The organism is Sediminihabitans luteus (assembly GCF_002797595.1).
Classification (GTDB): domain Bacteria; phylum Actinomycetota; class Actinomycetes; order Actinomycetales; family Cellulomonadaceae; genus Paraoerskovia; species Paraoerskovia lutea.
In genome coordinates this window covers 45,574-63,233 of sequence record NZ_PGFE01000001.1, presented here as the reverse complement: position 1 = coordinate 63,233, position 17,660 = coordinate 45,574, and the positions used below count along the sequence as shown (strand labels likewise).

At 75.0% G+C, this 17,660-nt stretch carries 15 protein-coding genes and 1 tRNA gene; 9 read left to right on the top strand and 7 right to left on the bottom strand.

What is annotated here, in order from left to right:
• Positions 1-66 precede the first annotated feature (66 nt).
• A tRNA-Arg gene (locus tag CLV28_RS00300) sits at positions 67-139 on the bottom strand.
• A gap of 116 nt (positions 140-255) precedes the next feature.
• Between CLV28_RS00300 and CLV28_RS00295 the strand changes: the two genes are divergently transcribed.
• The 6 genes from CLV28_RS00295 (at position 256) to CLV28_RS00270 (ending at position 9,829) form a co-directional block, all read left to right on the top strand.
• A complete protein-coding gene (locus CLV28_RS00295) occupies positions 256-1,995 on the top strand; it encodes a GTPase domain-containing protein (protein ID WP_239073352.1) in 1,740 nt (579 codons plus the stop codon).
• The gene (locus tag CLV28_RS00290) at positions 1,992-3,575 is read left to right on the top strand and encodes a GTPase (protein ID WP_100421339.1); all 1,584 of its coding nucleotides are present in this window, start codon (positions 1,992-1,994) and stop codon (positions 3,573-3,575) included. Before CLV28_RS00295 ends, CLV28_RS00290 begins: the two co-directional genes overlap by 4 nt.
• A 44-nt stretch (positions 3,576-3,619) precedes the next feature.
• Positions 3,620-4,195, top strand: coding sequence for a single-stranded DNA-binding protein (locus tag CLV28_RS00285; RefSeq protein ID WP_100421338.1), 576 nt, complete (start codon positions 3,620-3,622; stop codon positions 4,193-4,195).
• Between the two features lie 193 nt (positions 4,196-4,388).
• Positions 4,389-6,071: an energy-dependent translational throttle protein EttA gene (ettA, locus tag CLV28_RS00280; RefSeq protein WP_100421337.1), complete on the top strand. Its 1,683-nt coding sequence runs from the start codon at positions 4,389-4,391 to the stop codon at positions 6,069-6,071.
• 111 nt (positions 6,072-6,182) lie between these two features.
• A complete protein-coding gene (locus CLV28_RS00275) occupies positions 6,183-8,231 on the top strand; it encodes a GTPase domain-containing protein (RefSeq protein WP_100422280.1) in 2,049 nt (682 codons plus the stop codon).
• Positions 8,231-9,829: a GTPase gene (locus tag CLV28_RS00270; RefSeq protein ID WP_100422279.1), complete on the top strand. Its 1,599-nt coding sequence runs from the start codon at positions 8,231-8,233 to the stop codon at positions 9,827-9,829. Before CLV28_RS00275 ends, CLV28_RS00270 begins: the two co-directional genes overlap by 1 nt.
• Before the next feature lie 6 nt (positions 9,830-9,835).
• Here CLV28_RS00270 and CLV28_RS00265 read toward each other — a convergent pair whose 3' ends face one another.
• Entirely contained in the window at positions 9,836-11,296 is a 1,461-nt protein-coding gene (locus tag CLV28_RS00265) for an amidase (protein ID WP_100421336.1), read from the bottom strand.
• Between the two features lie 155 nt (positions 11,297-11,451).
• On the opposite strand from CLV28_RS00265, the gene CLV28_RS00260 reads away from it, so the two are divergent.
• Positions 11,452-11,952 carry an acyl-CoA thioesterase gene (locus CLV28_RS00260; protein ID WP_100421335.1) on the top strand — a complete coding sequence of 167 codons (501 nt, stop codon included), beginning with the start codon at positions 11,452-11,454 and terminating at the stop codon, positions 11,950-11,952.
• Between the two features lie 125 nt (positions 11,953-12,077).
• On the opposite strand, the gene CLV28_RS00255 is transcribed toward CLV28_RS00260, so the two are convergent.
• The 5 genes from CLV28_RS00255 to CLV28_RS00235 all read right to left on the bottom strand — a co-directional run bounded on the left by CLV28_RS00255 (position 12,078) and on the right by CLV28_RS00235 (position 16,711).
• A complete protein-coding gene (locus CLV28_RS00255) occupies positions 12,078-12,635 on the bottom strand; it encodes a GNAT family N-acetyltransferase (RefSeq protein ID WP_239073351.1) in 558 nt (185 codons plus the stop codon).
• On the bottom strand, positions 12,632-14,197 hold the full coding sequence (locus tag CLV28_RS00250; protein ID WP_100422277.1) for an SDR family oxidoreductase: 1,566 nt from the start codon (positions 14,195-14,197) through the stop codon (positions 12,632-12,634). Before CLV28_RS00250 ends, CLV28_RS00255 begins: the two co-directional genes overlap by 4 nt.
• A gap of 103 nt (positions 14,198-14,300) precedes the next feature.
• The gene (locus CLV28_RS00245; RefSeq protein WP_100421334.1) at positions 14,301-15,296 is read right to left on the bottom strand and encodes a DNA topoisomerase IB; all 996 of its coding nucleotides are present in this window, start codon (positions 15,294-15,296) and stop codon (positions 14,301-14,303) included.
• Between the two features lie 72 nt (positions 15,297-15,368).
• Positions 15,369-16,295: an acyl-CoA thioesterase gene (locus CLV28_RS00240; protein WP_239073350.1), complete on the bottom strand. Its 927-nt coding sequence runs from the start codon at positions 16,293-16,295 to the stop codon at positions 15,369-15,371.
• A 2-nt stretch (positions 16,296-16,297) separates the two neighbouring features.
• Positions 16,298-16,711, bottom strand: coding sequence for a globin (locus CLV28_RS00235; protein WP_100421333.1), 414 nt, complete (start codon positions 16,709-16,711; stop codon positions 16,298-16,300).
• Positions 16,712-16,938: 227 nt separating this feature from the next.
• On the opposite strand from CLV28_RS00235, the gene CLV28_RS00230 reads away from it, so the two are divergent.
• Both CLV28_RS00230 and CLV28_RS00225 read left to right on the top strand, forming a co-directional pair.
• On the top strand, positions 16,939-17,169 hold the full coding sequence (locus CLV28_RS00230) for a PTS sugar transporter subunit IIB (protein WP_100421332.1): 231 nt from the start codon (positions 16,939-16,941) through the stop codon (positions 17,167-17,169).
• A gap of 10 nt (positions 17,170-17,179) precedes the next feature.
• Positions 17,180-17,650 carry a PTS sugar transporter subunit IIA gene (locus CLV28_RS00225; protein ID WP_100421331.1) on the top strand — a complete coding sequence of 157 codons (471 nt, stop codon included), beginning with the start codon at positions 17,180-17,182 and terminating at the stop codon, positions 17,648-17,650.
• The last annotated feature ends 10 nt before the right edge of the window (positions 17,651-17,660 follow it).

Here is a 17,660-nt window from a genome sequence, read left to right as displayed (position 1 = left end):
TCCCCCGGGCCAGACCCGGAATCAGCGTGTCCACCTCACGGGGTCAAGGCCCGGGAGCAAGAACGGTGCCCCGAGCAGGACTCGAACCTGCAACCTACGGATTAGAAGGCCGTTGCTCTATCCATTGAGCTATCGAGGCGCGACACCGATCCTAGTGGGACCGCGCAGGCTCCGTGACGCGGTCCACCCTGCGGATCGGGTGGGTGCGCGGCGCGCATCTTTTGCGTCAGCCGCCGGGACAGACAGGATGAGTCCGTGACGAGCCAAGACGTCCCCTCGACGGGTGAGACCACGACCGACGCCCCCGGGGCTGCGGCCGCACCGCGTGCGACGCGACGCGCGCGGCGGCCCGAGACGGGCGACCGTGCGGCGGTGCGCGGCGACGCCGACGCCGCGGCGGCGTCCGGCGACCTCGGGGTCACGGTGCACGACGTCGCCCGCGACCTGCGTCGTGCCGTGGCCGAGGTCCGGTTCCCGCTCGACGTGGCCGGTGCCGACGAGGCCGCGTCGGCGCGCGACCGGCTCGTGATCCAGCTCGACGAGCACCTCCTGCCGCGGCTGCGCGAGCTGTCGTCGCCCGCGCTCGTGGTGCTCGCCGGGTCGACGGGCGCGGGCAAGTCGACGCTGTACAACTCGATCCTGGGCGAGGAGGTCTCGACGGCGGGCGTGCTGCGCCCGACGACCCGGCGCCCGGTGCTCGCGTACAACCCGCTCGACCAGGACGTCCTCGCGCCGGGCCCGGCGACCGCGGACGCGCGCCTGGTCGCGCACGACGCGGTGCCGCGCGGCATCGCGTTCGTCGACGCCCCGGACCTCGACTCGCTGCTCGACGAGAACCGGTCGACCGCCGAGTCGCTGCTCGAGGCGGCCGACCTCTGGCTGTTCGCGACGACCGCCGCCCGGTACGGCGACGCACTGCCGTGGCAGGCCCTCGGCCGTGCGCGCGAGCGTGGTGCGAGCGTCGCCCTGGTGCTCAACCGCGTGCCGCGCAAGAACCTCGTGACGATCCGGGCGGACCTGCTGCAGCGGCTCAAGGACCACGGCATGGACAACGTGCCGCTCTTCGTGGTGCCCGACATGGGCCCGCACGAGGGCATGCTCGCGCCCGAGCACGTCACCCCGATCACGCGCTGGCTGTCGATGCTCGGCGGGTCGGAACGCTCGCGCTCGGTCATCGTGCGCACGCTCAAGGGTTCGCTCGCCGCGCTGCCCGAATGGGTCACGGGCATCGCCGACGCGGTCGACGCGCAGGGCGCGGCCGCGCGGGCGATCGGTGCGCTGGTCGACGACACGGTGCCGGTGGCGACGTCCGCGGCCCGGGCGGCGCTGCGCTCGGGCTCGCTCGGCGAGGGTCCCGTGGCGTCGGTCTGGGCGCACTCGGTCGCGTCGACCAAGGTCGAGAACGTCAAGGTCAAGGACGGCGTCGCGCGCAGCAGCCGGCGGCGCGGACGCTCGCGCGAGGCGGCTCTCGACGAGGTGCGGGCCGAGCTCGTCGCCTCGGCGAGACGCTCGCTCGCCGCGGCGGGCGCGAGCACCGAGGACGCCTTGCGCCGGGCGCTGACCGCCCCCGACGCGCCGCACGCGGGCGTGTCGGTCGCCCCCGACCCGGGTGACCCGCGCCGTGACGTCGCGCGCGACGCGCTCGCGTCCGCGCAGGTCGACGCCTGGCTCGCGCACGCCGACGACGTCGTGGCACGTCTCGACGGTGCCGCCGCCACGGCGGCGGTGCGCGCGACCGGCGCCCGGGGGCTCGCGACCGTGCTCGCGGCGGCCGGGGCCGGCAACGGTGACGCCGCGCGGTTCGCGACCCGGCTCCTGGGGCCGGTCGCGTCGGGCGCGGTCGACGAGATGCGTGAGGACCTCGCGGCACGCGCCGCGACCATGGCCGAGGCGGAGGCTCAGGACGTGCGCGACGCGCTCGCCGACCCCGCCCTCGACGACGACGCGGGGGCCGGTCTGACGGTGCGCCTCGCAGAGCTGAGGAGGCTCGCATGACGGACGACAGCGACCTGAGGGGTCGCACCGACGACCTCGAGAAGGCGCTCGACCTCGCCGGAGCACGCCTCGACCCGGAGGTCGCGGCACGCGTGCGGCAGGCGATCGCCGGGGTGCGCGAGCGCCTCGCGCTGGGCGTGGACCACACGGTCGTGGCGCTCGCGGGCGGCACCGGGTCGGGCAAGTCGAGCCTGTTCAACCGGCTCTCGCGGCTCGAGTTCGCGGACGTGGGCGTCAAGCGACCCACGACCGCGCAGATCACCGCCTGCGCCTGGAGCCCGCACGCGGGTCCCCTGCTCGACTGGCTCGAGGTGATCCCCGAGCGTCGCATCGCGCGCGGCGACGAGCTCGACGCGGCCGACGAGGCCGCGCTGTCCGGGCTCGTGCTGCTCGACCTGCCGGACCACGACTCGATCCAGGCGGCGCACCGCCAGGTCGTGGACCGCGTGCTGCCCTACGTCGACCTGCTCGTGTGGGTGCTCGACCCGCAGAAGTACGCCGACGACTCGCTGCACACCGACTACCTCGCGAAGTCGGTCGGGTACGAGGCGTCGATGGTCGTGGCGATCAACCAGATCGACACGGTCGCCGAGTCGCAGCGCCCCCGCATCGTCGCCGACCTCGAGCGGCTCCTGGCGCAGGACGGCCTGACGGGCGTGTACGTCGCGTCCGTCTCCGCGGTCACGGCCGAGGGCGTGCCGGGTCTGCTCGAGCTGCTCGAGCAGGCCGTCGCCCGGCGCAGCGTCGCGGCGAGCCGGGTCGCGGGCGAGCTCGACACCGCGGGTGCCCTGCTGCTCGGTCAGACGCCCGCCGAGGCGCCGTGGAACGAGCAGAGCGCCGTGGACGACGAGGTCGAGGCGCTCGTGCAGGCGACCGGCCTCGAGTCGGTCGCGGCGCAGGTCGCGGACGCCGTCCGCAACGGCTACGGGCGACCCGAGTTCGGGTACCCGCAGCGCGACGCGGTCGGGCTCAGCCGCTCGCGCTGGCTCGCCCGGGCGGGCAAGGGCCTGCGCCCGGGATGGCGTGACGCGCTCGGCGCCGAGGTGGCCTCGACGACCGACGTGGGGGACCGGCTCGCGCAGGGTCTGGGCCGCGTCCCGCTCGACACGTCGGGGCCCGCGGCGGGTCCCGTGCTGCGCGGGCTGGGGACGGCGTTCGTCGTGCTGGGCGTCCTCGCGGGGATCTTCGCGGGGCTGTGCTGGGCCGGGGTGGTCGAGGTCTCCGACGCGGTCCGCGACGCGACGTCGATCGGCGCGGCCGTCGCCCTGGTGCTGGGCGTGGTGCTGTGGCTGGTCGCGGCGCGCGTGCGCCGCACGCTCGCGCGTCGTCGGCGCCGGGGCGTGGTCGAGACGGGGCGCGAGATCGTCGCCGCGGTCGTCGAGGAGTCGTTCGCCGCGCCCACCCGGAGCGTTCTCGGCGAGTACCGGTCGGTGCGCGAGCTCGCGTCCAAGGCGCGCGAGTCCGAGCGCGTCGCACCGCTGACCGGGGCGATCCGGTTGCCCACAGCCGCCGAGCTCGACGAGCTGTCCACAGAACCCGCGACCACCCAGGACACGGGCACCGGTCAGCGCGGAGCCTGAGCGCGAGGGTCGGCACGGGCCGGCCCCTGACCTCAGGAGGACGCATGTCGGACGTCACGGTGACCCTCACGGGATTCGTCGGCACGACCCCGCGACTGTTCACGTCGCAGAACGGCACGAGCTTCACGAGCTTCCGCATCGCGAGCACGCGGCGCTACCTCGACCGCACGCGCAACGAGTGGGTCGACGGCAGGACCGTCTGGTTCACGGTCAAGTCCTGGCGCAGCATGGCGCGCAACGTCGCGACGTCGCTGCGCAAGGGCGACGCCGTGGTCGTCACGGGCCGGTTCGCGGTCGACGAGTGGACCGGGGAGGACGGCGCCCGCACCGACCTCGTGGTCGAGGCGACCGCCGTCGGCCCCGACCTCGCGCGCGGCACCGCGCAGTTCGCGCACACGATGCGGCGCGACGACGGCGACGCCCGCGCGGGACGTTCGACCCACGGGGCGCCGGCCGCCGACGACGGGCCGGGCGGGAGCACGGGCGCGGACGACGCTCCCGACCTGCCCGACGTCACCGACCTGGCCGAGGCTCCCGACCTGGCGGACGACGCACGGTCCGGCGTCCTCGTGCCCGACGACGCCGCGGGGCTGGGAGCGTTCGAGGCGGCGACCGCGTAGGCTCAGGGGTCGACGGCGCTCGGCCGTCCGCGCCCCCACGTCACGGTCCTGCCTCGCAGGCTCGCGTCGACGCGCAGGGGAGCGGGCGGCCGGGACGCGCCGCCGCGCACGACGAGTCGTCACCTGCGCGGCGGGGCCGCGGCCCGCGTCGTCCGACAGCATCCGCGAGCGAGCGAACGGTGGAACAGAGCCAGTGGCTGAGTTCATCTACTCCATGTACAAGGCGCGCAAGGCGCACGGTGACAAGGTCATCCTCGACGACGTCACCCTGAACTTCCTGCCCGGCGCGAAGATCGGCGTCGTCGGCCCCAACGGTGCCGGGAAGTCGACGATCCTGAAGATCATGGCGGGCATCGAGCAGCCGTCGAACGGTGACGCGCGCCTGTCGCCGGGCTACAGCGTCGGGATCCTCATGCAGGAGCCGCCGCTCAACGAGGAGAAGACGGTCCTCGGCAACGTCGAGGAGGGCGTCGCTGAGATCAAGGGCAAGCTTGACCGCTTCAACGAGATCTCGGCGCTCATGGCCGAGCCCGACGCGGACTTCGACGCGCTCATGGCCGAGATGGGCGAGCTCCAGGAGGCCATCGACGCGGCCGACGCGTGGGACCTCGACTCGCAGCTCGAGCAGGCCATGGACGCGCTGCGCTGCCCGCCGCCGGACGCCGACGTGACCGTGCTCTCGGGTGGTGAGCGTCGCCGCGTCGCGCTGTGCAAGCTGCTGCTCGAGAAGCCCGACCTGCTGCTGCTCGACGAGCCGACCAACCACCTCGACGCCGAGTCGGTGCTGTGGCTCGAGCAGCACCTGTCGTCGTACCCCGGCGCGATCCTCGCCGTGACCCACGACCGGTACTTCCTCGACCACGTCGCGGAGTGGATCTGCGAGGTCGACCGCGGTCGCCTGTACCCGTACGAGGGCAACTACTCGACGTACCTGGAGAAGAAGCGCGAGCGCCTCGAGGTCCAGGGCAAGAAGGACGCGAAGCTCGCCAAGCGTCTCAAGGACGAGCTCGAGTGGGTGCGCTCGAACGCCAAGGGCCGCCAGACCAAGTCGAAGGCGCGTCTGGCCCGCTACGAGGAGATGGCCGCCGAGGCGGACCGCACCAGGAAGCTCGACTTCGAGGAGATCCAGATCCCGCCGGGCCCGCGCCTGGGCAGCGTGGTCCTGGAGGCCGAGAACCTGCAGAAGGGCTTCGACGGCCGCGTGCTGATCGACGGGCTGTCGTTCACGCTCCCGCGCAACGGCATCGTCGGCGTGATCGGCCCCAACGGCGTCGGCAAGACAACGCTGTTCAAGACCATCGTGGGCCTCGAGCCGCTCGACGGCGGCGACCTGAAGGTCGGCGAGACGGTCAAGGTCTCGTACGTCGACCAGTCGCGCGGTGGCATCGACCCGAAGAAGACCCTGTTCGAGGTCGTCTCGGACGGCCTGGACTTCATCAAGGTCGGCAACGTCGAGATGCCCTCGCGCGCGTACGTCGCCGCGTTCGGGTTCAAGGGCCCCGACCAGCAGAAGCCGGCCGGCGTGCTCTCGGGCGGTGAGCGCAACCGCCTGAACCTCGCGCTCACCCTCAAGCAGGGCGGCAACCTGTTGCTGCTCGACGAGCCGACGAACGACCTCGACACCGAGACGCTCGGCTCGCTCGAGAACGCGCTGCTCGAGTTCCCGGGCTGCGCCGTCGTGGTCTCGCACGACCGGTGGTTCCTCGACCGGGTCGCGACGCACATCCTCGCCTACGAGGGCACCGAGGAGAACCCGTCGAACTGGTACTGGTTCGAGGGCAACTTCGCCTCGTACGAGGAGAACAAGGTCGAGCGCCTCGGTGCCGACGCGGCGCGCCCGCACCGCATCACGTACCGCAAGCTCACGCGCGACTGATCCTTCCGCGCACCGCGACGAGCGGCCGACCCGACGGGTCGGCCGCTCGTCGCCGTTCAGGGACTTCGCGCTCGCGCTGTGGGGGAGGGCCCGCTCGGGCAGACTGTCCGCATGACCGACCCCGAGCGCCCCGCCGACGACGCCGCGACCGGTCTGGACACGGTCTCGGGTGCGCTCGAGGTGCTGCGCGCGCGCGTCGAGGCGGTCCGGCTGCCCCTCGACGCACCGGGGGCGCAGGCCGCGCGCGCGACCCGCGCCGGTGTGCTCGCGCAGGTCGACGACTACCTCCTGCCGCGCCTGCGCACGGCGGCGGCGCCGCTGCTCGTCGTGGTCGGCGGGTCGACCGGCGCAGGCAAGTCGACGCTCGTGAACTCGCTGCTCGGCGAGCGGGTGAGCGCCCCGGGCGTGCTGCGCCCCACGACCCGGTCGCCGGTGCTCGCGCACCACCCGCAGGACGCCCCGTGGTTCACGGGTGACCGTGTGCTGCCGGGGCTCGCGCGCGTGGTCGCCAGGACCGCCGGCGGCACGGACGGCAGGACCGGGGACGCGGCAGGTGCGTCGTCGGGCGCCCCGGCATCGGTGCCTGCGGCGCTGCCGGACCCTGCGGCCGCGACGGCCGCGGCGCAGGCGGGCGGGGGGCTCACGCTGGTCGCGACCGTGGCGCTGCCGGCCGGGATCGCGCTGCTCGACGCGCCCGACGTCGACTCGGTCGCGGACGAGAACCGCGCCCTGGCGGCCCAGCTCCTCGCCGCGGCGGACCTCTGGCTGTTCGTGACGACCGCGGCCCGCTACGCGGACGCGGTGCCCTGGGACGTGCTCGCGGGCGCCGCGGGACGCGACGCGCAGGTCGCGCTCGTGCTCGACCGGCTCGACGCCGGGACTGGCGAGGTCGTCCCCGACCTGCGAGCGCTCGTGGCCGCGCAGGGACTCGAGGACGCCCCGCTGTTCGTCATCCCCGAGTCCGCGCTCGAGGCGGGCCTCCTCCCGGCCCGGGTGGTCGCGCCGCTGCGGGACTGGCTCGCCCAGCTCGCGACCGAGCCCGGGGCGGGCGCCGCGGTCGTGGCCGCCACGCGCGACGGTGCGGTCGACGACGTGCTGCGTCAGGTCGAGGACCTCGCGCTCGCCGCGGACGCCCAGGCGGAGGCGGTCGAGCGGCTGCGCTCGAGCCTCGACGCCGCGTACGCGCAGGCCCGTGAGCAGGTGCGTCGCTCCACGAGCGACGGGTCGATGCTGCGGGGCGAGGTGCTGGCCCGCTGGCAGGACTTCGTGGGCACGGGCGAGTTCTTCCGGGCGCTCGAGCGTCGCGTCGGGGCCGCTCGCGACCGTGTCGTGGGGTTCCTGCGCGGCCGGCCGACGTCCGCGCCGCAGGTGCAGGAGGCGATCGCGCACGGCCTCGAGGCCGTCCTGCTCGACGCGAGCGAGTCCGCCGCGGAGCGCACGTGGTCGACGTGGCGCGCCGATCCGGCGGGCCGCGCGCTCGTCGACGACCCGACGCTCGCGCGTGCGCCGTCCGACCTGCGCACGAGCGTCGCGGCCGAGATCCGGGCCTGGCAGTCCGACGTGCTCGACCTCGTGCGCGAGCAGGGTGCCGGACGCCGCGGGGTGGCCCGGGCCGTGTCGTTCGGTCTCAACGGGATCGGCGTGAGCCTCATGGTCGTGGTGTTCGCCTCGACGGGCGGGCTGACCGGCATCGAGGTCGGCGTCGCGGGGGGCACGGCCGTCGCCGCGCAGAAGGTCCTCGAGGCGGTCTTCGGGGACGACGCGGTGCGTCGTCTCGCGCGGCAGGCGCACGAGCGCCTCGACGACCGGGTCCAGGCCCTGCTCGACGGGCAGCGCCGCCGCTATGAGGCGCTCCTGGACGCCGCGCTCGCCGGGGTCGCCGGTGGCGGTGCGGTGCGGGCGGCGGCCCGCGACCTCGACGCCGCCGCGCGGGCCGAGCGCGCCACGCGCCCGGCCGACGCGCGGCGCGGACTGCCCGCCGCGCCGTCCGACGCCGTGCCGCCGGACATGTCGCCTGACGCCTTGTCGCCTGACGCCGCGTCGCGGGACCGCGGACCGAGGGACCGGTTCTCCACCGGGGAGCAGGGACCCGGGTCGACCGCCCCCCGCACCGGTCTGTGGGCCCGGCTGCGGGGGCGTCGACCGGGCAGGACCGCCTGATGGCCGGGCCGGGGCTCGCCTCGCGCACGAGCGCGCTCGAGACCGCGCTCGGCGCGGGCGACGGTCGCCTGCCGGACGCGCTGGTCGCCCGCGGGCGCGAGGTCGTGGAGCGGGCCCGCGCGCGCGCGGCACTGTCGGCCGAGCACACCGTGGTCGCGGTGGCCGGCTCGACCGGGTCCGGCAAGTCGTCGCTCGTCAACGCCGTCGCCGGGGTCGAGGTCGCCACGCCCGGCACGCGTCGTCCGACCACGGCCACCGCGCGGGCCGCCGTCTGGGGGCCGGGTGCGGACGCGCTGCTCGACTGGCTCGACGTGCGCGACCGGGTCGCGCTCGAGCCCACCGGGCTCGTCGAGACGCCCGGGCTCGTGCTGCTCGACCTGCCCGACCACGACTCCGTCGTGACCGAGCACCGGACGCGCGCCGAGGCCCTCGTCGAACGGGCCGACCTGCTCGTGTGGGTCGTGGACCCGCAGAAGTACGCCGACGCGGCCCTGCACGAGCGCTACCTGCGCACGCTCGTCGGCCACGACGCGGTCGTCGTCGTGGTGCTCAACCAGGTCGACCGCCTCGACCCGGCGGAGGTCGGTGCGGTGCGCGACGACCTCGCCCGGCTCGTGCGCGAGGACGGCCTCACCGAGGCGCGCGTCGTCACGGCGTCGGCCCGCACGGGGGCGGGCGTCGACGAGCTGCGCGACCTGCTCGCGGACGTCGCGCGGCGCCGCTCCGCCGCGACCGCGCGACTGCTCGCCGACGTCGTCTCCGTCGCGCACGAGGTCGTCGCGGCCTGCGGCGAGCCGGTCCGGGACCGCGAGAGCAAGGCCGCGCGCGCCCGGCTCGTCGACGGCCTCGAGACCGCCGCGGGCGTGCGGACCGTGGTCGACGCGGTGCGCGCGTCGGCCGTGCGCGACGCGCGCGCCTCGACCGGATGGCCGCTGACCCGATGGGTCGGCCGGCTGCGCCCCGACCCGCTGCGGCGACTCGGCCTGCGCACGGTCGACGAGCAGGCCGTGCACAGGCCCGACCTCGTCGCGTCCTCGATGCCCCCGCCCACGGCGTCGGCGCTCGCGGACGTGCGGCTCGCGGTGCGCGAGTGCGTGCGGACCCTCAGCGCGGGACTGCCCGAGCCGTGGGCGAACGCCGTCGCGGCGCACGCGGCGTCGAGCGCCGACGAGGTCCCGGGGGCGCTCGACCAGGCCGTGGTCTCGACGCGCTTGGGGGCGGCGCGGGTCCCGCTGTGGTGGCGCGTGGTGAACGTGCTCCAGTGGGTCGTGCTCGCCGTCGGTGCGGCCGGGCTCGCGTGGCTCGGCGCGATCGCGGTCGCGGGCTACCTGCAGCTGCCCGACCTGCCCGTGCCGCGCTGGGGAGACCTGCCGGTCCCGACGGCGCTCGCGCTCGGCGCACTCGTCGCCGGGATCCTGCTCGCGCTCGTCTCGCGTGCTCTCGCGAGCATCGGCGCGCGACACCGGGCCACTCAGGCGCGGCGGCGCCTGCGCGAGGCTGTCGGGCGCGTGGGCGACGAGTTCGTGCGGCTCCCGATCGACGGCGAGCTCGCGCGGCTCGCGCGCTGCCGCACGGCCGCGCTCATCGCCGCGACGTGACCCGACTCAGCGGGCGCCGGACGCGGAGAGCGCGGTCGTCGCGAGCCGGGGCCGCACGTGCTCCCAGGGACGGGCGAGCTCGAGGGCGCGCGCGACCCGCAGGGCGCCCGCCTCGGACCCCTGCGGGCCGATGATCTGCAGCCCGACGGGCAGCCCGTCGACGAAGCCCGCCGGGACGCTCACCGCGGTCAGGCGCAGCAGGTTCACGAGTCCTGTGTTGGCGATGTACGCGCCCATCGTCTCGAACGGCATGGACCACGGGTCCGCGGGGACGGGCGGGGCGACGTAGGGGGCCGTGGGGCACACGACGAACCCGTGGTCCTCGAACAGCGCGTCGAGCCGACGACGGCAGTCCTCGACCCAGGTCGTCGACCGCTCCCACTGCTCGGGCGTGATCCGGGGCGAGCCCGCCATCGAGGCGACGATGTACGGGGTCAGGAGCTCGTCGCGCTGCTCCGAGGCGAACGCCGCACGCACCTCGGGCTCCTGCATCGCGCCGGGACGGCCTCCGCCGTACCGGTGGTTGCCGAGGTTGAGCGGCACGAAGTGCTCCTCGAGGCCGGCGAACGAGTCGTGCCGCTCGACGACCCGGCACCCCGCGTCCTCGAGGTCGTCGACGGCGTCGCGCACGACCTCACCGACGGCGCGGTCGGGCTCGACCTCGCCCATGCCGTCGAGCCAGACGAGCCGGACACCCTCCACGCCGTCGTCGAGCCCGGCCTCGTAGTCCTGGCGGGCGACGCCGGCGGACGACGGGTCGCGCTCGTCCGGGCCGGAGATGACGGTCAGGATCCGGGCGGCGTCGCGCACGCTGCGGGTCATGGGTCCGACGGCGCCGAAGGCTCCGTACCCGACCTGCCCCCACGCGGGGACGACGCCGCGGCTGGGCTGCACCCCGACCACGCCGTTGAGCGCGGCCGGGAGGCGCGTCGACCCGCCACCGTCGGTCCCGAGAGCGACGGGCACCTGTGCGGCGGCGACCGCCGAGCCCGACCCGCCGCTCGACGCACCGGTGATGCGGGTCGGGTCCCACGGGTTGCAGTTGTCGCCCTGCACGTGCGCGACCGTCCGGGGCCAGGCCGCGAACTCGGGCATGTGCGTCTTGCCGAAGATCACCGCCCCGGCGGCGCGCAGGCGGGCGACGGGAAGGCCGTCCGACGGAGGCACGAAGTCCGCGTACACGCGCGAGCCCCCGGTCGTGGGCAGGTCGGCCGTCCACAGGTTGTCCTTGATCCCGATCGGGACGCCGTGCAGGGGCCCGAGCGGCTCGCCCGCCGCGACGCGCTCGTCCGCCCGCTCGGCGGAGCGGAGGGCGACGTCCTCGTCGACCGTGATGAACGATCGCAGGGTGGGCTCGAGCGCTCGCGTCTGCTCGAGGTGCGCGGCCGTGACCTCGCGCGCGGTCAGCTCGCCGCGGGCGATGCGGTCCGCGGTCTCGTGGGCGCTGGCCCAGATGATCTCCGACATGGGTGCTCCTCGTCTCGCCGTTGGCAGGGAGTCTTCCGTCCACGCCCCCCGGTGCACAGCACCAGTCGGGCCGGCGACGAGGGGACCAGTCGTCACGCGCCCGCAACACGGGCTCCGGGAGTAGGGTCGGTGCGGTCGATCGACGAAGGAGAACCATGAGGTTGCACGTGCCCGTCGCGCTGCGGTGGTCCGACCTGGACGCCTACCAGCACGTCAACAACGTCGAGATGTTCCGCCTCCTGGAGGACGCGCGGATCACGGTGTTCTGGCGGCACGACGCCGCGGGGGAGCCCGACCTCGAGGAGTGGCCCACCGCGGTGCTCGACACGGGGCCGCAGGCGACCTCGCACACGCTGGTCGCGCGCCAGGAGATCGAGTACCTGCGCCCGCTCGGGTTCACGCGCACCCCGGTGCGCGTCGAGATGTGGGTGGGCCGACTCGGTGGCGCGAGCCTCGAGGTCTGCTACGAGGTGCACGACGGCGCGCACCGGTTCGACCGCACGGGCCCGACGTCGGGCGGTGCGCCCTACGCGCGCGCGTCGACCACGATCGTCGTGGTCGACGCCGCGACGGGAACCCCGCGGCGCCTCACCGCCGACGAGCGTGCAGCGTGGGAGCCGTTCGTCGAGGAACCGATCGCGTTCCGTCGGCGCTGACGCCTGCCGGGGAGTCGACGGGGTGTGCAGCAGCCCGGGGCCCGCAGCAGCCAGGCCCGCAGTAGCCAGGCCCGCAGCAGCCAGGCGCGCAGTAGCCAGGCCCGCAGCAGCCAGGCGCGCACCGTTCAGGTGCCGGCGGGATCCAGCTCCTTGGCGTACCAGCGCTGCGCGTACGGACCGGCGTTGAACGCGGGCACCCGCACGAACCCGTGCCGCTCGTAGAGGCGGTGCGACTCGACGAGGTCGTCGCGCGTGTCGAGCCGGAGCGTCGTGAGCCCGTGCTCGCGGGCATGCTGCTCGACGGTTGTCAGCAGCGCCGCGCCCACGCCGCGCCCGCGCGCCGAGGCGTCGACCCAGACGCGCTTGACCTCGCCCACGAGGGCGGTCTTGCCACCGGCGGTGCCCATCGCTGCGCCCTCGTCCGGCACGTGCCCGACCCGGACCTGCTCGACCCGGACCCTCTCCACTCCGATGCACCCCACCACGCGCCCGTCGAGCTCGGCGAGCCAGAACGCGCCCGTCGGCGGCGCGAGCTCGTCGCTCGGGTCGTCGCGCAGCGCGGCGTCGACCTCGTCGGCGGTCGCGGGACGCCCGTACCAGCGGCCCGCGACGTCGGCGAGGTAGGAGCGCAGGGCGGTGGAGGCCGCGGGGTGGGTGGGCAGGGCGGGACGGATGCAGATCACGGGGCCGATGGTCGCACGTGGGCCGCGCTCTCGGCCGTCTCCTTGATATTGCGCAGCATGCCGCCGAACACGACGCCGTGGAACGGCTTGACCGACTGCCAGTACGCCTGCCCCGCGAGACCGTGCGGGTAGAAGAGAGCACGCAGCACGAAGTAGGTGCGGCGCGGGCCGGCCGCGTCGCTCGGCTCGGGCACGTCGTCCGCGGCCGTGTCCGCGTCGCTCGTGACCTCCTCGGCGGCGTCGTCGACGCGCAGCTCGAGCCATGCGAGGCCGGGCAGGCGCATCTCGGCCCGCAGCAGCAGCGACCGGCCGGGGTCGATCGACTCGACGCGCCAGAAGTCGAGGGCGTCGTCGACGCGCAGGCTCTTGGCGTCGCGCCGTCCGCGCCGCAGCCCGGGGCCTCCCACGACCCGGTCCATGAGGCCGCGCACGCGCCACGCGAGCCCCCACGAGTACCAGCCGGAGGCTCCGCCGATGCCCTGCACGACGTCCCACAGCACGTCGGCGGGGGCCTCGACCACGGTGCGGCGCTCGTCGACGTACAGCGAGCCGCCCGCCCAGTCGGGGTCGCTCGGCAGGGGTTCGCTCGGGGCGCCGGGGACCGACGCCGACGACCAGCGGGTGGCGACCTCGCCGTCGTGGATGCGTTCGAGGGCGAGCCCGACCGCGGCCCGGAACCCCAGCAGGCCCTCGGGCGGGTCGGGCACGTACGCCGCGACATCGTGCTCGTCGCACACGACCTCGTGCTGGAGCGACTCGACCAGCGGCCGGGCGATGCTCGCGGGCACGGGCGTGACGATCCCGACCCAGTGCGACGACAGGCGCGGCGTGAGCACCGGGACGCTGACGATGAACCGCCGGGGGAGCCCCGCGACCTCCGCGTAGCCCTGCATCATCTCGCGGTACGTCAGGACGTCCGGTCCGCCGACGTCGAAGGCCCGCGACACGTCGTCCGGCATCGAGGCGCTGCCCACGAGGTACCGGAGCACGTCGCGCACGGCGATGGGCTGGACCCGGTTGTCGACCCAGCGCGGCGTCGTCATGGCGGGCAGCCGCTCGGTCAGGTAGCGCATCATCTCGAACGACGCCGAGCCGGAGCCCAGGATCACGGCGGCCTGCAGCACCGTCGTCGGCACGCCCGAGGCGAGCAGGATGTCGCCGACCTCCTTGCGCGACTCCAGGTGCGGCGACAGGTCCTCGCCCGCGGGGTACAGGCCGCCGAGGTACACGATGCGCCGCACCCCGGCCTCGCGGGCCGCCTGCGCGAACGTGAGCGCGGTCCGACGGTCGCGCGACTCGAACTTCTTGCCCGTGCCGAGCGAGTGGATCAGGTAGTAGGCGACCTCGACGCCGTCGAGCGCCGACCTGATCTGGTCGGCGTCGCTCGCGTCGGCCTCGACCCGTTCCACGTCGTCGTACCAGGGTCGGGCCACGAGGCGGTCGGGGTTGCGACCGATGGTGCGCACCGCGAACCCGGCGTCGAGGAGCTCGGGCACGAGGCGTCCGCCCACGTACCCGGTCGCTCCGGTCACGGCCACGAGCGTGCGTGCGTCGTCGGTCATGCGTACCTCCTGGACGGTGTGGTGCAGATCGTGGTGCAGGTCGTGGTGCACGGGTGTTCGCTCGCGGGGGCCCGCCCGGATGCACGGCTCGTGGTCGCACGGCTCACCCGAGCAGCTCCAGGACCTCGCGCTCGGCGCGCGCGGTCGAGCGGGTGCGGGCGATCGTGACGCCGCGCGTCCACTCGTCGACCAGGCGCGGGTCCACGTACGACGACCGCGCGACCGCGGGCGTGTTGCCGAGCTCGGCGGCCACGTCGCGGTACACCTGCGCGAGCACGGCGCGGCGCCCGCGCTCCGAGGTCGGGGGAGCGCCCGCCTGCGCGAGCGCCTGCGCCGCGAGCACGGTCGCGTGCCACGTGCGCAGGTCCTTGGGCGTCGCGTCGGGGCCGAGCAGCTCCTTGACGTGGGCCTGGACGTCGCCGCTCGTGACGTCGTGCCACACCACGTGGCCCGCGGCGCGGTCCTCGGCCTCGTCGTGCCACACGAGCAGGTCCCCGTCGCCACGGCGCCGGCGCAGCGTCGTGACGGCGGCGGCGACCTGGGGGTCGTCGACGACGACGTCGCGCACCTGGCCCGACTTCGCGGGGTACCGGAACCGGACCGTGCCGTCGGCGCGCACGCTCGCGTGCTCCTTGCGCACGGTCGCGAGCCCGTAGCTCGCATTCTCGCGCGCGTACGACTCGCTGCCGGCCCGGAAGTACGCGGTGTCGAGCAGCCGGAACGCGAGCGCGAGCACGCGGTCGCGGCCCATGCCGTCCTCGTCGAGGTCGCGGGCGACGCGTCGTCGGGCGGCGGGCAGGGCGCGGGCGACGTCGAGCACGTGGTCGAACTTGCGGCGCGAGCGCCGCTCGACCCACTGCGGGTGGTAGACGTACTGGCCCCGCCCGGCGTCGTCGTACCCGAACGCCTGCACGTGCCCCTGCGGGTACCGGCAGATCCACACGTCGCGCCACGCGGGCGGGATCGCGAGCGCGCGGCAGCGTTCGAGCACGTCCGGGTCGTCGATCCGCACGCCGTCGTCCAGGTACACCCAGCCGCGCCCCGCGCGGCGGCGCGCGTACCCCGGCGACGTCACGGACACGCGGCGCAGTCGGGGCATGCCCCGAGTGTCGGACGCCGCCCCCGCACTCGCGCGTCGAGCGCACCCGGACCCGTGGCCGGGTCGGGCACGTCACACGGGCAGGCGGAGCATGCCCTCCTGCGCGATGCTCGCCACGAGCGTGCCGTCCTGCGCGAACACGCGCGTGGCGCCCAGCCCGCGCCCGCCCTGCGCGCTCGGCGAGGACTGCACGTACAGCAGCCACTCGTCGACGCGCACGTCCCGGTGCCACCACATCGCGTGGTCGAGCGACGCGATCGAGATCCCGGGGGTCGCCCACGACGAGCCCACGCGCCGCATGACCGGCTCGAGCATGATCTGGTCGCACGCGAACGCCAGCAGGGCGCGGTGCAGCAGCTGGTCGCCGTCGACCGGTCCGCGGGCGCGCATCCAGACCATCTGCTGGTCCGTGCGCTCCGGGCCCGCGTCGAGGTAGAGCGACCCCTCGACGTGGCGCAGGTCGAACGCGCTCTCGTGCGAGCGCGAGCGCGCGGCCGGGACCGGGATGCTCCCGAGCTCGTCGATCGCCGAGCGCAACGTCTCCGGGTCGGGCGCCGCCGGCATGGTCGTGGTGTGCTCGACGCCCTCCTGCGACTCCTGGAACGACGCGATCATCGACAGGATCGGCTTGCCGTGCTGGATCGCGTGCGTGCGCCGCGCGCTGAACGAACGCCCGTCGCGCAGCCGCTCGACCGCGAGCTCGACCGGGACGTCGAGGTCGCCCGGGCGCAGGAAGTACCCGTGCATCGAGTGCGGCAGCCGGCCGTCGGGCACCGTGCGCCCCGCGGCCAGGAGCGACTGGGCGAGCACCTGGCCGCCGTAGATCCGCTTGTTCGGCTGGTGCAGCGACCCGCCCGAGAAGTGCACGTCCGCGCCGTCCGCGCGCCCGTCGTCCTCCGGGAGCGTCTCGAGCTCGAGCACCCGCAGCAGGGACCCCAGGGGGTCGGCGGCGAGCTCGTCGGCGGGGATCCGGGCGGACCGCGGGTCGGTCGTCGTCACTCTCACTCCTCGAACGTGTTGATCAGCGAGTGGGCCGCGCGCTCGAGGTAGTCCCAGAGGGTCGCCTCGTGCAGCGGCGACAGCCCGAGGGAGTCGACCGCGACGCGCATGTGCGCGAGCCACCGGTCCCGGGCGTCGGGGTTGACCTTGAAGCCTGCGTGCCGCATGCGCAACCGCGGGTGGCCGCGGCGCTGCGAGTACGTCGTCGGCCCGCCCCAGTACTGCTCGAGGAACATCGTGAGGCGCTCGCGGGCCGGGCCGAGGTCCTGCTCGGGGTACATGGGACGCAGCACCTCGTCGTCCGCGACGCCCGCGTAGAACGCGTCGACCAGCGCGACGAAGGTCTCGTGCCCGCCGATCTGCGCGAAGAACGAGTCGTCGGCGACGGGGCGGGACGGGCTGGGCCCGGCCGCCACGGGAAGTGGCGCGCGGCCGGACGGCGGGGTGGCGGGGTGCTCGGTCACGGGACCATCATCGCATCGGCCCGCCAGGCCCACGGCAGGGGTCGTGCCCGTGCGCCGCAGAGCCGGAACCCTTCGCCAGAGACTAGGCTGTCGGTGTCAACTCCCCGAGGTCCTGGTCGGACGGCGTCGCCGTCCGACGGCGCGGGCCCGGGCATCTCACCGTTCAGGAGCACCACCACATGAGCAAGGCACAGCAGATCCTCGACGCACTCGGCGGGACGGCGAACGTCGTCGAGCTCGAGCCCTGCATCACGCGACTGCGTGTCGAGGTCGCCGACCCCTCCCGCGTGGACGAGGCCGGCCTCAAGGCGACCGGGGCGTTCGGTGTCGTGCGCTCGGGCCGCGTCGTCCAGGTGATCGTCGGACCGGAGGCGGACACGCTCGCCTCCGAGCTCGACGACATCCGCTGACGACGGCGCCGTGCAGGGGGAGCAGCGGCCGCCACTCGTCCTCGTCGCGCCCGTCGGCGGGAGGGTGGTCGCCCTGACCGAGGTCTCCGACCCGGTCTTCGCGCAACAGATCGCGGGCCCTGGCGTCGCGGTGGTGCCCCCGGCGGGCACCGAGCCGCGGTCCGTGCTCGCCCCCGTGGCAGGACGGGTCGTGTCCCTCCTGCCGCACGCGTTCGCGGTCGAGTCCGCGGACGGTCGCACCGTGCTGGTGCACCTCGGGCTCGGACCGCGCGGGGCCGGCAACGGCACGTTCTCGACGCACGTCGACCCCGGCGAGGTCGTCGACGCGGGCGCGCACCTGGTCACCTGGACGCCCGACGCGGCGTCCGCGGGCGGCGCCTGCCCCGTGGTCGCCCTGCAGGGGGACCCGGCGCTCGTCGCGCTCGCGGTCCCGACGGGCAGCGAGGTCGAGGCCGGGGAGGCCGTGCTCCGCTGGACCTGACGTCCCGCGG

Coding starts and splice junctions, on each gene's coding strand:
- CLV28_RS00290 (WP_100421339.1), top strand. CDS start 1,992: ATGACGGACGACAGCGACCTGAGGGGTCGCACCGACGACCTCGAGAAG.
- CLV28_RS00285 (WP_100421338.1), top strand. CDS start 3,620: ATGTCGGACGTCACGGTGACCCTCACGGGATTCGTCGGCACGACCCCG.
- CLV28_RS00275 (WP_100422280.1), top strand. CDS start 6,183: ATGACCGACCCCGAGCGCCCCGCCGACGACGCCGCGACCGGTCTGGAC.
- CLV28_RS00270 (WP_100422279.1), top strand. CDS start 8,231: ATGGCCGGGCCGGGGCTCGCCTCGCGCACGAGCGCGCTCGAGACCGCG.
- CLV28_RS00265 (WP_100421336.1), bottom strand. CDS start 11,296: ATGTCGGAGATCATCTGGGCCAGCGCCCACGAGACCGCGGACCGCATC.
- CLV28_RS00260 (WP_100421335.1), top strand. CDS start 11,452: ATGAGGTTGCACGTGCCCGTCGCGCTGCGGTGGTCCGACCTGGACGCC.
- CLV28_RS00250 (WP_100422277.1), bottom strand. CDS start 14,197: ATGACCGACGACGCACGCACGCTCGTGGCCGTGACCGGAGCGACCGGG.
- CLV28_RS00245 (WP_100421334.1), bottom strand. CDS start 15,296: ATGCCCCGACTGCGCCGCGTGTCCGTGACGTCGCCGGGGTACGCGCGC.
- CLV28_RS00230 (WP_100421332.1), top strand. CDS start 16,939: ATGAGCAAGGCACAGCAGATCCTCGACGCACTCGGCGGGACGGCGAAC.